12 protein-coding genes are annotated in these 15,053 nt (G+C 67.7%); 2 read left to right on the top strand and 10 right to left on the bottom strand.

Annotated features, from left to right (window positions below; genetic code table 11):
- Window positions 1–160: 160 nt before the first annotated feature.
- Together ettA and BBSC_RS03080 are read left to right on the top strand one after the other, a co-directional pair.
- Entirely contained in the window at window positions 161–1,837 is a 1,677-nt protein-coding gene (ettA, locus tag BBSC_RS03085; RefSeq protein WP_033520057.1) for an energy-dependent translational throttle protein EttA, read from the top strand.
- A gap of 203 nt (window positions 1,838–2,040) precedes the next feature.
- Window positions 2,041–2,946 carry an acyl-CoA thioesterase gene (locus BBSC_RS03080; protein ID WP_033520056.1) on the top strand — a complete coding sequence of 302 codons (906 nt, stop codon included), beginning with the start codon at window positions 2,041–2,043 and terminating at the stop codon, window positions 2,944–2,946.
- Between the two features lie 87 nt (window positions 2,947–3,033).
- Here BBSC_RS03080 and BBSC_RS03075 read toward each other — a convergent pair whose 3' ends face one another.
- From BBSC_RS03075 to BBSC_RS03030, 10 genes are all read right to left on the bottom strand, one after another.
- Window positions 3,034–3,573, bottom strand: coding sequence for a DUF3180 domain-containing protein (locus BBSC_RS03075; protein WP_033519843.1), 540 nt, complete (start codon window positions 3,571–3,573; stop codon window positions 3,034–3,036).
- Window positions 3,570–5,111 carry a 2-amino-4-hydroxy-6-hydroxymethyldihydropteridine diphosphokinase gene (folK, locus tag BBSC_RS03070; protein ID WP_033519844.1) on the bottom strand — a complete coding sequence of 514 codons (1,542 nt, stop codon included), beginning with the start codon at window positions 5,109–5,111 and terminating at the stop codon, window positions 3,570–3,572. The genes BBSC_RS03075 and folK overlap by 4 nt, the downstream gene beginning before the upstream one ends.
- A gap of 274 nt (window positions 5,112–5,385) precedes the next feature.
- Entirely contained in the window at window positions 5,386–6,297 is a 912-nt protein-coding gene (gene folP, locus BBSC_RS03065) for a dihydropteroate synthase (RefSeq protein WP_033519845.1), read from the bottom strand.
- Between the two features lie 96 nt (window positions 6,298–6,393).
- Window positions 6,394–6,960: a GTP cyclohydrolase I FolE gene (folE, locus tag BBSC_RS03060; RefSeq protein WP_033519846.1), complete on the bottom strand. Its 567-nt coding sequence runs from the start codon at window positions 6,958–6,960 to the stop codon at window positions 6,394–6,396.
- Window positions 6,961–7,121: 161 nt separating this feature from the next.
- Window positions 7,122–9,212: an ATP-dependent zinc metalloprotease FtsH gene (gene ftsH, locus BBSC_RS03055; RefSeq protein ID WP_033519847.1), complete on the bottom strand. Its 2,091-nt coding sequence runs from the start codon at window positions 9,210–9,212 to the stop codon at window positions 7,122–7,124.
- On the bottom strand, window positions 9,209–9,772 hold the full coding sequence (gene hpt / locus BBSC_RS03050; RefSeq protein ID WP_081893072.1) for a hypoxanthine phosphoribosyltransferase: 564 nt from the start codon (window positions 9,770–9,772) through the stop codon (window positions 9,209–9,211). The genes ftsH and hpt overlap by 4 nt, the downstream gene beginning before the upstream one ends.
- Window positions 9,741–10,844: a tRNA lysidine(34) synthetase TilS gene (gene tilS, locus BBSC_RS03045; protein WP_033519850.1), complete on the bottom strand. Its 1,104-nt coding sequence runs from the start codon at window positions 10,842–10,844 to the stop codon at window positions 9,741–9,743. Before tilS ends, hpt begins: the two co-directional genes overlap by 32 nt.
- Window positions 10,844–12,295, bottom strand: a complete 1,452-nt coding sequence (locus BBSC_RS03040) for a D-alanyl-D-alanine carboxypeptidase/D-alanyl-D-alanine-endopeptidase (RefSeq protein ID WP_033519852.1) — start codon at window positions 12,293–12,295, stop codon at window positions 10,844–10,846. Before BBSC_RS03040 ends, tilS begins: the two co-directional genes overlap by 1 nt.
- A 27-nt stretch (window positions 12,296–12,322) precedes the next feature.
- A complete protein-coding gene (locus BBSC_RS03035; RefSeq protein ID WP_033519853.1) occupies window positions 12,323–14,005 on the bottom strand; it encodes a hypothetical protein in 1,683 nt (560 codons plus the stop codon).
- Window positions 14,002–14,937 (bottom strand): ABC transporter ATP-binding protein, encoded by a 936-nt coding sequence (locus BBSC_RS03030; protein ID WP_374042862.1) that lies wholly within the window; start codon window positions 14,935–14,937, stop codon window positions 14,002–14,004. Before BBSC_RS03030 ends, BBSC_RS03035 begins: the two co-directional genes overlap by 4 nt.
- Window positions 14,938–15,053: the final 116 nt, after the last annotated feature.

The following is a 15,053-nucleotide window of genomic DNA, read 5'->3' as shown; positions in this document are numbered from 1 at the left end:
TGGTTTGGCATGGAGACGACCGTTATGCGGACAGGGCATCGCATGGCCCGGTCCGGTTCATCGGAGTCGCGACCCATGCCGGACAGGACTGCGCAACCCGCGTCCCCGCACAGGCTAGAAACGGTGGAATTCCAACCTTCTTAAGGAGCAACTGCACGATATGGCAGAATTCGTATTTCAGATGATCAAGGCGCGCAAGGCCTTCGGCGACCGCGTGATCCTCGACGACGTGACCCTGAGCTTCCTGCCGGGCGCCAAGATCGGCGTAGTCGGCCCCAACGGCATGGGCAAGTCCACCCTGCTCAAGATCATGGCCGGCCTCGAGACCGTGAGCAACGGCGAAGCCACGCTGACCCCCGGCTTCACGGTCGGCATCCTGCAGCAGGAGCCGCCGCTGGACGACACCAAGACCGTCGGCGAGAACATCAAGATGGCGTTCGGCCCGATCGCCGAGAAGGTCGCCCGATTCAACGAGATCGGCGAGGAGATGGCGAATCCGGACGCCGACTTCGACGCGCTGATGGACGAGATGGGCAAGCTGCAGACCGAGATCGACGCCGCGAACGGCTGGGATCTCGATTCCCAGCTCGAGCAGGCGATGGACGCGCTGCAGTGCCCGGACCCGGACACCGACGTGGCCGTGTGCTCGGGCGGCGAGCGCCGCCGCGTCGCGCTGTGCAAGCTGCTGCTCGAGGCGCCTGACCTGCTGCTGCTCGACGAGCCCACCAACCACCTGGACGCCGAGTCGATCCTGTGGCTGGAGAAGTTCCTGCACCAGTACAAGGGCGCCGTCATCGCCGTCACCCACGACCGTTACTTCATGGACAACGTGGCCGAGTGGATCTGCGAGGTCGACCGCGGCCACCTGTACCCGTACAAGGGCAACTACTCCACCTATCTGGAGACCAAGGCGAAGCGTCTGGAGATTCAGGGCGCCAAGGACGCCAAGCTCGCCAAGCGCCTGAAGAACGAGCTGGATTGGGTGCGCTCATCCCCCAAGGCCCGCCAGGCCAAGAACAAGGCCCGTCTGGAACGTTACGACCAGATGGAGAACGAGGCGCGCAACAACAAGAAGCTCGACTTCTCCGAGATCCAGATCCCCGCCGGCCCGCGCCTGGGCTCCACGGTGCTGGAGGCCAAGCACATCCACAAGGCGTTCGGCGACCGCGTGCTCATCGACGACCTGTCCTTCACGCTGCCGCGCAACGGCATCGTCGGCGTGATCGGTCCGAACGGCGTCGGCAAGACCACACTGTTCAAGACGATCGTCGGCCTGGAGCCGCTCACCAGCGGCGAGCTGAAGATCGGCGACACCGTGAAGATCAGCTACGTCGACCAGAACCGCGCCGGCCTGGACCCGAACAAGAACCTGTGGGAGGCCGTGTCCGGCGGACTCGACTTCATCGAGGTCGCCGGTGTCGAGGTGCCGACCCGCGCCTACGTCGCCAGCTTCGGCTTCAAGGGCTCGGACCAGCAGAAGCTCACCGGCGTGCTTTCCGGCGGCGAGCGCAACCGCCTGAACCTGGCGCTGACCCTCAAGCAGGGCGGCAACCTGCTGCTGCTCGACGAGCCGACCAACGATCTCGACGTCGAGACGCTCGAATCGCTGGAAAACGCGCTCATCGAGTTCCCCGGCTGCGCCGTGGTCGTCTCCCACGACCGCTGGTTCCTCGACCGCGTCGCCACGCACATCCTCGCGTGGGAGGGCGATGACGAGAACCCGGCCAAGTGGTACTGGTTCGAGGGCAACTTCCAGGCCTATCAGGAGAACAAGGTCGCGCGTCTGGGCGAGGAGGCCTCCAAGCCCCACCGCCTGCACCGCAAGCTGACCCGCTAGTCTCTTCTGCATACACAAGGCTCCCCTCTATGAGGGGAGCCACTTTTTTTATTCAGGGATCGGCCCCCGCCAGCACTCCTCTTCACCCCATGTTCACGCTCGTTGTTCGCTTGTTACAAAACCCCGCGACACTCTTTACCTGCGCCCGGTAGACTGCTCACAGCACAATCAAATAACCGAACGTCGTGACAGGAGTTGCAGCAATGACACAGACGGATGATCTCACACCACTGGAGCGGCTGGTGAAGGTGCTGAGACTGGGGGAACCGTCCGAATACCGCGGGCACACCTACATCAACGGCGAAAGCATGTATTTCCCGACCGGCCGCGTGTACGGGGGCCAGGTGATCGCGCAGTCGCTGGTCGCCGCCTCGAAGACCGTGGCGCCGAGCCGTCTACCGCATTCCATCCACGGCTATTTCATCACCGCCGGCGACATCCGCCAGGACCTGCTGTTCGACGTGGAGTCGCTGCGCGACGGCCGTTCGTTCTCCGCCCGCCGCGTGAACGTCACCCAATCGCAGGGGCCGATCCTCACGGCGATCGCCAGTTTCCAGGAGACCGGGCAGGCCGGGGTCGAGTTCGCCGATCCGATGCCGTCCGACGTGCCCGATCCGGAAGGCCTGACCTCCGCCAAGGAGCTGATGGCCCCGTTCGCCGGCAAGTCGCCGTTCGCGGATTATTACGCGGAGAAGTCGCCGTTCGACATCCGCCATGTCACGCCGACGATCATGTTGGGGGCCGACAACGACAGCGCGAAGCAGGATTCCGGCAAGCAGCTGGTGTGGATGCGCGCCGACGGCCACGCCGACATGCCGCAGGTGATGCACCGCGCGATGCTGGCGCTCGGCTGCGACCAGGTGATGATGGAGCCGGTGCTGCGCCGCGCAGGGCTGAGCATCGCCACGCCCGGCATCTCGTACGCGTCCATCGACCACTCGATGTGGTGGTACCGCGACGTGGACATCAACCAGTGGCATCTGTACGTGCAGGACACGCCGACCGCCGCGCACGGACGCGGGCTCGGCGTCGCGAAGGTCTACTCGCAGGACGGCGAGCTGGTCGCCGCCATGGCGCAGGAGGCCATGATCCGCGTGCCGCAGGACTAACGGCCCGCGTTATTAATTCACTTAGTATGTCTGGCTCCCCTCTTGGAGGGGAGCTGGAATCACTAAGCGAATTGACGACGCGGACCACTAATTCGAGGTCTTGGCCGTGGCGGGGCTCACGCCGCGGCGGCGCTGGGCCTCCTTCATCTTGGGGTGCTCCGCGCCCTCGCTCGGCGGCAGCTGGCACAGCCACTCCCCCACGATGCCGATGATCATGTCGGCAAGGCACACCACCGCCGCGACGGCGCATTCGGCGACGGCCTGCGTGTAGAAGGCCGCTTCGATATGGCCGACGATCATGATGATCTGGCCGCCGTACCAGCCGACAAGGGCCGCTCCGGCCAGTCCGAGCGCCTTGGCGAGCACCAGCGTGTTGACGGCCCTGTCGGGGTTCAGCGGCTTCATGTCGGCGCGCTTGCGCGGGTCGGTCGTGGCGTACTTGTGCACCTGCAACGCCAGTATCAGCACCGTGATGCCCAGAACGCCCAGCAGCACGGATACGATCCATGGCGCCCCGATCAGCGACAGATCGGACGATTCGCTGTACCGCGCCAGCCCGATGCCGGCGAGCAGTCCCAGCGCGCAGGCGACCACATAATGCCACCATGGGGTTCGTCTTGCTCTCATACCGTGCCTCCGATGATCCAATTGTCGGATATCATGCCGACACGCCCCGCATCCGGGGCCATGGCCAGCAGGAACGACACGGGGTCCTTGCCCAGCCGGGCCTCCGGATCCATGTCCATCCACGGCGCCAGCACCGAGGCGTGCTCGCGTGCGCTCGGCCATGGCACGCGGCAGTCGGGCTCGTCCATGGTCACGCCGGCCATGTCGACTAGGTCCAGATCGATGTCGCCGGGCAGCGACGATTCGACCGTGCCGAGCGCGGCGACCAGCGCCCTGGCGTCCAGCTTGGTGGTCAGCTGCATCACCGCCGACATCATGTCCGGACCGTCGAAGTCGCTCACATGGTAGAGCGGCGAAATGCCCTCCACCTGATTGCCCGGAATGCCGTCCAGCGCCACGATGGCCGTACGGAACAGATGCTCCGCGTCCTTCGACACGCTGTCCATCGAAACGACCGCGGTACGACTCACCGGAGCCTCGTCATCGCGCGGTGAGACTCCGGATGCACGGGAACCGGATTCCCCGTCAACGCGAGCCCCGTTCCCGGCGTCGGCATCGGCATCGGTGCCGACGGAGACGTCGGCGGCGGCGGGGACGTCTCCGCCCGCGCCGCCCGCGCTCATCCACCCGCGCGATTCGAGCCGCACGTCGTCGCGGTCGGGCGCGGCGGACAGCAGCTCGGCGACGGGTCCCCCGTGTCGGCCGCCCAGCACGGCCAGCGGATCGAGTTCATGCCACGGCGCCAGCACGAAGGCGCGCTGCCATGCACGCGGATGGGGCAGCGTCAGCTGCGGATCGTCGCGGGCTTCCCCCTCGAAATCGATGATGTCCAGGTCGATGGGGCGCGACGCCCAGTGCGATTCGCGCGTGCGCCCATGCACCGCTTCGATGGACTGCAGCGCGGACAGCAGCTCCTCCGGGCGCTGCGTGGTCGACACCTCGACCACGGCGTTGCGGAAATCCGGCGTGCCCTCGGCCATGCCCCACGCCGCGGTGCGGTACAACGGCGACACCCCGGTCACCTGCGTGCCGTCGAGTCCGTCGATGGCCGCGATCGCGGACCGCATCGACGCCGCCACATCACCCTGATTGCCGCCGAGCGCGATCACGGCATGCCGCGTCAGCGGAGCGGCATGCGCGTCCGCGGCGCCGGCTGGGGCGGCGGTTGCCCCGTGGCCGTTCCGCCACCGGTCGATGGTGACGCTCACGTCGGCGAACGGCACGGTGATCGGTGCCTTGGGCTTGTGCACGGTGACGGTCACGCCTTGGACCGCGGGATGGTCGGCGATCACGGCATCCGCGATAAGGGCCGCCAGCCGTTCGATCAGATCGACATGATCCCCTTCGATGACGGATACGATCCGCTTGGCGACGCGGCCGTAGTCGACCGTATCGTGCAGGTCGTCGCTGGCGCCGGCGCGCGACAGGTCAAGGTGCAGCACGGCATCGACGACGAACGGCTGCGCGCGCTGATGCTCATAGTCCAGCACGCCGTGCGTGCCCATGCCCTGAACGCCGGTGAGGCGAATCGTGTCCATGACTACGTCCTTTCGCATACGTTAAGTTGAGTGTGGTGAGGGGCGGAACACATCGCGAAGTGGCTCCCCTCTGGCGGTCTGTCTCGTAAATGGCTGAGTAGTTCATGCCCCCGCTGGCGGGGGCTGGCGGCGAAGCCGACTGGGAGTGGTCGAAAACAATGCAACATCAAACGTCCGACCACCCTCCGGCGCTGCGCGCCACCTCCCGCCAGCGGGAGGATCAATCAATTATTCACGGAACAAGCCGTTAGAGGGGAGCCAGCTGCATGATCCGCTAGCGCGCGGATTCCCGGTACTCGCGCCAGAGCGAACCCATCGTCACGGCGGCGCGGGAACGGGCCACATCGTGCACGCGCACGCCCCAGGCGCCGTGTTCGGCGCACAGCGCCGACAGCGCGGCCGTGGCGTTGTCAAGGTCCGCCAGCGAGGGCTGGTCCGGTGCAGTGGCGCCGGCCGGTTCCCCGAATCCGGGCCGCGCCTGCGCGAGCGCCGCCTTGACGAAACGCTTGCGCGAAGCGCCGATCAGCACGGGGTATCCCGAATCCCGGAAGGCGTCCAAACCGGCGAGCAGCGGCAGATTGTGCTCGATGCCCGGCTTGGAGAACCCGAGTCCCGGATCGATGACGATGCGCTCGGGGGCGACGCCGGCGGCGACCACGGCGTCGACCTGCCGCAGCAGCTCGTCGCGCACGTCCGCGAGCACGCCATGCTCGTAGTGCGAGGTGTCGGCGTCGGGCGTGCCGCCGTGCGCCCCGGTCAGCCAGCCCCGCCAGTGCTGCACGATGTACAGGCAGTCGTGATCGGCCACGACGCGCGGCAGGTCGGCGTCCAGCGTGCCACCGGACACGTCGTTGATGATCAGCGCGCCCTTATCGAGCGCCGCCGCGGCGACGGAGGCCCTCGTCGTGTCGATGGACAGCACCGCGCCGTGGGGCACCAGCGCCTCGACCGCGCCGGTGACGCGCGCGAGCTCGTCCTCCTCGCCGACGCGCTTGGCGCCGGGACGGGTGGATTCCGCGCCGATGTCGATGATGTCGGCGCCCTCGTCGAGCATCGCGAGGCCGTGCCCGCAGGCCTTGTCCGGGTCGAGCCACAGCCCGCCGTCGGAGAAGGAATCCTCGGTGATGTTGAGCACGCCCATCACCAGCGTGCGGGTCGGATTGTGCAGATCATTCAGACTGGTCATACGATGTACGCTCCTTGGTTGTCGTCCGCGGTTTATCATGTGCGGCGCCGCGTCCAGGCCCGGCGCCATTCGCACCATTGCGGCGGACCCGGCCCGTCAGTGTTTGGCCATGATCAGGCTCATGGCCTCGGCCCGGGTGGCCGGATTGCGCATGACGCCGCGCACCGCGGAGGTGACCGTGCGCGACTGCGGCTTGTTGACGCCGCGCATCGCCATGCACATGTGCTCGCATTCGGTCACGACGATCACGCCGCGCGCGTCCGCGTATTCCATCAGCGCGTCGGCCACCTGCTGGGTGATGCGCTCCTGCACCTGCGGGCGGCGCGCATAGAGTTCCACGAGCCGGGCGAGCTTGCTCAGCCCGACGACCCGCCCGTTGGACGGGATGTAGCCGACATGCGCGAACCCGTGGAACGGCAGCAGATGATGCTCGCACACCGAGTACAGCTCGATGTCGCGCACCAGCACCATCTCGTCGGTGTCGACCGGGAACCGCTTGGACAGCACCTCGCGCGGGTCGCGGCCAAGGCCCGAAAAGATCTCGCGGCAGGCGCGGGCGATGCGGTCGGGGGTCTCGACCAGCCCCTCGCGTTCCGGATCCTCGCCGATCGACCGCAGAAACAGGCGCACGGCCTCGCGCACGCCCTCCTCATCGTATGGCATGATTCCTCTCCTTACATCTCGACATCTCGCATGGCATTCGCGGCACGCCGCAACGCGCGGCCGCGCCACGTCCATCCCGCCCCAGACATACGTTGCGGCGTGCTGCACGCCTGCAGCACGCCGCAACGTAGTCATTCAGGGCACGATGGCGATGGCATCGGTCACTCGCCGGGCTTCATGCCGACCGAACGCTTGAGCGATTCGGGGATCTCGACCGGGGGCTTGTCCGAATCGGGCCGGCGGTCGTTGGACAGCCAAGTCTCGCGCACCGGGGCCTTCTTCACGTTCGCGAAGATCGCGGCCAGCTCCTTCTCGTTCAGAGTCTCCTTGACGAGCAGCTGGCGCACCAGCTCATCAAGCACGTCGCGGTTCTCGTTGATCACGTTCCACGCCTCGGTGTGCGCGGTCTCGACGAGCTTGAGCACCTCGTCGTCGATGACCTGCGCGGTGCGGTCGGAGTACTTGCGCGGCTGCAGACCGTCCATCACCGTGGTCTGCTCGTCCTCGTCGCCCCACTTGATCGCGCCGAGCTGGGCGGAGAAGCCATACTGGGTGACCATCGTGCGGGCGATGGCGGTCGCCTTCTCGATGTCGTTGGACGCGCCGGTGGTCGGGTCGTGGAACACGATCTCCTCGGCGGTGCGCCCGCCCATCGCGTAGGCCATCTGGTCGAGCAGCTGGTTGCGCGACTGCGAGTATCGGTCGGTGGTCGGCATGACGGCGGTATAGCCGAGCGCGCGGCCTCGCGGCAGGATGGTGACCTTGGTCACCGGGTCGGTGTCGTGCATCGCGGCGGCGACCAGCGCGTGGCCGCCCTCGTGGTACGCGGTGTTGCGCAGCTCCTCAAGGGCCATGCCCTTGGACTTGCGGCGCGGGCCGGACTGGACGCGGTCGATGGCCTCGTCGATGGCGCGGTTGTCGATGAGCTGCGCGCCGACGCGGGCGCACAGCAGCGCGGCCTCGTTGAGCACGTTGGCCAGATCGGCGCCGGTGAAGCCCGGGGTGCGCACGGCGATCATGTGCAGGTCGACGTCCGGCACGAACGGCTTGCCCTTGGCGTGCACCTTGAGGATCGCCTCGCGGCCTTCCAGATCCGGCGCGGCCACGCCGACCTGGCGGTCGAAACGGCCTGGGCGCAGCAGGGCCGGGTCGAGCACGTCGGGGCGGTTGGTCGCGGCGATGATGATGAGGTTGGTGTCGTTGTCGAAGCCGTCCATCTCGACGAGCAGCTGGTTCAGCGTCTGCTCGCGCTCGTCGTGGCCGCCGCCCATGCCGGAGCCGCGCTTGCGGCCGACGGCGTCGATCTCGTCGATGAAGATGATGGCGGGGGCGTTCTTCTTCGCCTCGTCGAACAGGTCACGCACGCGGGAGGCGCCGAGGCCGACGAACATCTCGACGAAGTCGGAGCCGGCCATCGAATAGAACGGCACGCCGGCCTCGCCTGCGATCGCGCGGGCGAGCAGCGTCTTGCCGGTGCCGGGAGGGCCGTACAGCAGCACGCCGCGCGGGATGCGCGCGCCCAGCGCCTTGTACTTGGAGGGGTCCTTGAGGAAGTCCTTGATCTCCTCGACCTCGGCCACGGCCTCGTCCTCACCGGCGACGTCGGAGAACTTGGTGGTCGGCGTCTGGCCCTCGAGCAGTTTGCCGCTGTTCTTCTTGCCGCCCATGCCGAACATGCCGTTGGCGCCGCCCATGTTGCGCATGAGCAGCCACCATAGGGCCACCAGCAGCAGGATCGGCAGCAGCGAACTGAGCATGTAGCTCATCATGCTGGACGACTGCATGTCGGAGGTCCAGCCCTTGGACGGGTTGGCCTTCTCCACGGCCTGCACCACCTGGGCGCCCTGCGCGAAGGTGTAGTAGAACTGCACGTCCTTGCCGTAGTTGCGCTGCCGTCCGGTGTCCGGGTCGGTCTTGGTGTAGTCGCTCGTCAGCTCGAGCTTGACCAGCTGCTTGTTGTCGATGATCTTGGCGTAGCTCACGGTGCCGTTCTTGAGCAGCGCGAAGCCATCCTTGGTGTCGATGGTCTGCGTGCCGGAACCGGCGAAGATCTGGAACGACCCGATGGCGATCAGCACCACCAGCACGCCCCACAGCCACGGCGACTGCCAGAACGGGCGCTGCCCGTTGCCGTTGCCGTTCTGCCCGCTGTTCCCGCCGTTGTTGTTGCGGTTGAACGGGTTGCCGTTAAACGGATTGTTGCTGGGCCGGTTGTTGCCCGGCCCCTGTTGCGGCCCCTGGGGATAACTCATGCATGCACTCCTTGATACACTTCGGGCTTCAGCACCGCGATCGAATCGAGATTACGGAACCGCTCGTCGTAGTCCAGCCCGAAACCGACCACGAACTCGTCCGGGATCTCGTAGCCGCGGTATTTCACGTCCACGTCGACTTCGCGGCGAGCCGGCTTCTCCAGCAGCGCGAAGATCTCGACGGATGCCGCGCCGCGGCGCTTCAGCTCCTCGGACAGCCATGCGAGCGTCCGCCCCGAATCAACGATATCCTCGACGATCAGAATGTGCCTGCCGCGAACATCGGTCGACAGATCCTGCCGGATCGTCACGCTTCCGCTGGACTGGGTGCCCGAACCATAGCTGGACAGGCTCATGAAGTCGATCTGCACGGGAATGCTCACGGCCTGGGACAGCGCGGCGAGCGTGTTGACCGCCCCCTTCAGCACGGCGACGAACAGCGGGTTCTTCCCGGCGTAGTCCGCGCTCACCCGTGCGGCGACCTCTTGGATCTTATGGTCTATCTGTGTTCTGCTGACCAGCTCGTGGTCAATCTGATCTTGAACGTCGGCGATACGCATGCCCACCATATTGGCACACACGAATGACGTGTTTCTGACGGAAAGCTGAATAACCACTGGGAAGTGAGACCGGTCCCTGACCGTGCCAATCGGAGACCAGACGCTCCACCGACGCCACCTGCGCGGAGGTCGCCCCGGCGCCGGCCGACGCCAGCAGATGGGCGATGACGCGCAACCGGATCGCCGGATGCTCCCGTTCCAGCGCCTTCACGCCCATGCGCAGCAGGTCGCCGTCCGGCTCCAGCGCGATGCGGGCGGCCGCCGCGTCGGCCTGGCCGTCAAGATAGTCCTTGTCCAGACGCAGCAGGCGGGATCCGCCGGCCAGATGCGCAACGATATCGCCGCCGGCGAACCGGCGCAGGAACGGCATCAGCTGGTGGCGAATCCGCGAGCGCAGCGGCAGCCCCGCGTCCTCGGATGCGGGGACGCCGTCGCCGTTGGTCGGATCGTCCCACCACGTCAGGCCCAGATCCTCGCAGATGCCGGTCGTGTCGGCACGGCTCAGGTCCAGCAGCGGGCGGGCGTAGCGCACTCCCCCGCGTTCGAAGTGTTCCGGCATGCCGGCGAGCGCGTCGACGCCGGCGGAGCGCAGCAGCCCGATCAGGACCGTCTCCGCCTGATCGTCGCTGGTGTGGGCCAGCAGCACCACGGCGGCGCCTGATTCCCGCGCGATGGCGCCCAGCGCCCGGTACCGCGCGTCGCGCGCCGCGGCCTCGGCGCCCCTGCCGTCGCCGGTGACCTCGACGGCCCGCACGGTCACCGGGTCCAGTCCGAGCGCCCGGCAGCGCCGTGCCGCCCGCTCGGCCACGTCGGCGGAACCGGGCTGCATGCCGTGGTCGATGACCGCGGCGCCGCAGCGCACGCCGAGCGTGGCGCACACGGTGGCGGCCAGCGCGGCCAGCGCCATGGAATCGCGGCCGCCGGAACAGGCGACCAGCACAAGCGGCGCATCCGCATCGGGGCGATGCTCGCCGTGCTCGGCGAACCGCCCGTCCTGCCGGCGCACGCCCGATGCGGCGAGCGAGGCGCGCACCGCGCCGATGCCGGCCCTGATCCATGCCGAATACGCCATTACAGTGATGCCAGCCGATCCACGAACGCGTCGATCGCATTGCGCGCCGCCGTCATGTCGTCGGGCTGGTTGACGATCACGGCGAACGCCAGCGCCCCGCCTTCGGTGCGCGAGACGTTGCCGACCATCGAGGTGACCTCGCCGAGGCTGCCGGTTTTCACGCGCAGCAGGCCAAGGGTGCCGCCGCTGACCGCGCGGTTGGCGGCGGTGCCGACCAATCCGGGGACGGACAGGCCTTCGGCCGCGCCCGCAGCGCCCGAGGCGGTGAGGTTGCGGGCCTGCACGGCGACCATCGTGCGCACGCTCACCTTCGACCCGGTCGACAGGCCGGAGCAGTCGGCCATGGTCAGGCCGGCAGTGTCGATGCCGAGATCGCCAAGCACGGCGCGCACGGCTGCGGTCCCGCCCTGCGGCGAGTTCTCCTGGCGCCGCGCGATCGCGGTCAGCCGGCCGAACTCCTCGGCGAGCGTGTTGTCGGAATGCTGCAGGGTGAACGCCAGGATCTCGCTCAGCGTGGCGGAGCTGACAGAGGCGATCGGCTCAAGCCCCTCGGGCACGGTGCCGTCGGCGGCATCGCCGTCGACGGTGATGCCCTGTTCGGCGAGCCCGGCGACGAATACGACCGTCGCGTCCTGCACGGTGGTGGTACTCAGGGTCGGATAGGCGCTGAACACGTCCGGATCGGCCGGGGCGGCGCCGTCCGCCCACTGGCGGCCGCCGTCGATGGCCATCGACGTGACGCCGGTGTAGTACAGGTTGTCCGGATTGTTGAACGCGATGGTGGCCGGGTAGCGCTCGCTGCCGAACAGGCTGTCGTCAACGGTCAGCGACACATGGGTCACGCCGCGCTGGCGCAGGGCCTGGGCGGTCCGCTCGGCGAGCGTGGCCAGCCCGGCGCGCCCGTTGACGTGGTCGGGGTCGCTGGCTCCGGCCGACAGCAGCATGTCGCCGTTGCCCTTGAGGAACAACGTGTCGGACCCGTCGCCCTGGACCAGATAGGTCTGCGTGTCGAGGGTCGATCCCATGTCGAGCGTGCTGGACGCGGCGAGCGCGGTCAACGTCTTCATCGTGGAGGCGGGTTCCCTGGGCGTATCGACGGCGCGCTGCGCGACGATGGTACCCTGCGCGTCGGCGATGGCCACGGACAGGGCATCGCCGACGCCCTCCGCCGCGGCGAGCTGGTCGATCAGCTTGGCGGCGGCCGAGGCGTCGACGGCCTTGGTCGCATCGAGCGCGCCGGCAAGCTCGCCGGCGGGGCGCGACCGGCGTGCGGCGGGGACCGCAGGCCGTTCCACCGGCTGCAGGGTCAGCACCCCCGGAGCCAGATCGGCGATGTCGGCGATCAGATATCCCGTAAACAGCGCGACCGTGGCGCATGCGGCGATCGTGACGGTGACGGCTCGGCGCCTTCGAGGATCCCGGGATCGGTAGACCGTCGATCTTCTGGCCACGCCGTGCTCCTTGTCTGCGACGAACGGTTATTTCTGCAGCGAGGCGAACGAATCGAGCGTCTTGACGATCGACAGCATCCGCGCATCCATCAGCTTACCGCCAAGCCATGAACCAATCGCAAGCGCCGCGGCGCCGTTGACGAGCGCGATCGGGATCAGCAGCCAGTACGCCGTATCCCACACGCCGGTCAGCGCCAGCGCAACCGCGGCGATGCCGGTCGGCAGGACCAGCAGCAAGCTGCCGAGCATGTAGATGAACGGGAAGAAGCCCTGCGCCATCGCGCGGCCCTGCGGCGACGAGAACGGCTTGTCCATCGAGGGCACCGGGTACATGAACACACAGGAGACCACCTCGGCCAATCCCAGCGAGCAGAAGGCCGCGTCATAGCCGAGCGCCAGGAACACCAGACCGGTCAGCGCGCCGGACGGCGTGAACCAGTCGCCGGTGTACAGGCCGATCGCCACGGCGAGCACCGCCAGATAGACCACGATGATGCCCGCGTAGACCCGGACTCGGCCGATGCGGTCGTCGAGACCGCGCACGCCGCTGATCGCCTGCATGGTGAAGCCGCGGCCGTCGTAGGACAGGCCGTTGCTCTCCACGATCGAGAACATCCAGCCGCCCCAGATCAGCGACTGCCAGACCATGACGTTGATGTCGTGGGACTGCAGGCCGAAGATCACGGCGAAGAACGCCGGCATCGCGAACATCATGGCCAGGCGCGGGTCACGCCGCAGATAGGTGACCAGGCGCGCGGACACCGCGCCGGAGACGCTGTCCGGCATGGACCGGAACGCGCCGACCCCCTTGATCCTGACGGCCGGGCCCCCCGCTCCCAAAGTCAGGCGCTCCCGCTTGAGGCACCAGGTGCAGCCCAGAAAGCACACCGCCCAGGTGGCGGCCAGGATGGCGACGCGCGCCGCCAAGGGCAGCCAATCGCCGGCCATCGCGTCGAAGGGCAGCTGGAATCCGGCGCCGAGCGGCGTCCATGCGGCGACGGCAGCGAACGGGGCCAGCTGGCGCAGGTCGAGGTTGATGCCGGGGCCAAACCCGTTGCCGGGGTCGAACCCGTTGTTGAGGAGGATCGACGGGATCTGGCAGATCGTGACGAACACCAGCACGGTGACTATGTAGAAGACACTCTTGCCCCGCTTGGAGGTGACCAGCGTGGTGGACAGCGAGATGATCAGCTTGGCGATGCTCATCATCGTGACGATGATGAGCGGCGCGGCGACCAGCTCGGCGACCACGGCGGCCGACCCCATCGGCCGGTAGGCCATGGCCCATGCCAGCATGCACACCACGCCGGTGATCGCCGGCAGTCCGGACAGGCCGGAGGCCAGCAGACCGAACTGCAGCCGCCGGTCCTCGATGCCGTACAGCGCGAACCTGCGCGAGCTCATCGTCGATCCCTCGCCGATCAGCATCAGCTGGATCATCGCGATGAACAGCGTCAGGGACGTCCCTCCGATGACGACGAGGCTGCGAATGACGCCATCGGAGCCGTATACCCGCTCAAGCAGATCCGCCGGTATGGCGGCGTGGAACTCGCCGCCGACCTGGAAGGCGAGGGCGGCGGTGCCGACCATCGCGCCAAGCGCCATCAGCGAGGCGATGATGTAGCCGATGGTCTGCAATGTGGACTTGCGCAGGATGGCCCAGGTGAGCGCCCAGCGCAGTTGTATCAGCGTGCGTGCGGTGGCGATCATCGTTCGCCCCGCATGCCGTCGGCCGGTGCTCCGGTGCTGCCGGCATCGGGCTGGTCGACCGGACGACCCGTCTGCCCGCCCGCCGGATCGTCCGGGCCGCCGCCGTCGAGCCATGCAAGATGCGCGGCCTCGTGGCGCCCGCCGACCAGCTGCAGGAACCGGTCCTCAAGGTCCTCGCCCGCGGCGACCTCGTCGACGGTGCCGGCCGCGCGCACCTGGCCATTGTTGATCACAGCCACATGCGTGCACATCTTCTCGACCAGGGACATCACGTGCGAGGAGATGATCACCGTGCCGCCGGTGCGCGCGTATTCGATGAGGATGTCCTTGAGGTTCGCGCTGGAGACCGGATCGACCGATTCGAAGGGCTCGTCGAGCACCAGGATGCGCGGGCTGTGGATCATCGCCGAGGCCAGGCAGATCTTCTTGGTCATGCCGGCCGAATAGTCGGTGACCATGGTGTTCGCCGCCTGGGCGAGGTCGAAGGCGTTCAGCAGGTCCTTCGCGCGGCGCATCGTCTCGTCGCGGGACATGCCGCGCAGCATGCCGGCGTACACCAGCAGCTGCAGGCCGGTGAGCCGATCGAAGATCTGGTCGGGCTGGGGCATCACGCCGATCATGCGCTTGGCCGTGTTCACGTCGCTCCACACGTCGCGCCCGAGGATCATCGCCGTGCCGGCGTCGGGCACCAGCAGACCGGTCACCATGTTGAGCGTGGTCGTCTTGCCGGCGCCGTTCGGGCCGACCAGGCCGTAGAACGAGCCGATCGGGATGTCGAGCGCCAGCCCGTTGACCGCGATCTTCCGGTCGAAACGCTTGAACAGGCCGCGGATGGAGACGGCGGCCTGCGGGTTCGGCGGCACCGCCGGCATGGCGGGGGCCGGCGCGGCGGGCATGGCCGGCGGCATGGCGGTCGGCGCGCCCGGTTGCATCACCGGCAGCGGCTGCCGCGCCGGCGCCGGCCGCCCGGGCTGCACCATCGGGCCAAAATTGACATTCGCCTGATCATTGTCTGTACTCATGGATTTCAGTCTAGCCGAGGCGCACA

This window comes from Bifidobacterium scardovii JCM 12489 = DSM 13734 (genome assembly GCF_001042635.1).
In the GTDB taxonomy this organism is placed as follows: domain Bacteria; phylum Actinomycetota; class Actinomycetes; order Actinomycetales; family Bifidobacteriaceae; genus Bifidobacterium; species Bifidobacterium scardovii.
Note: the sequence above shows the minus strand (reverse complement) of the source record. Positions and strands in the feature narration are given on the sequence as shown.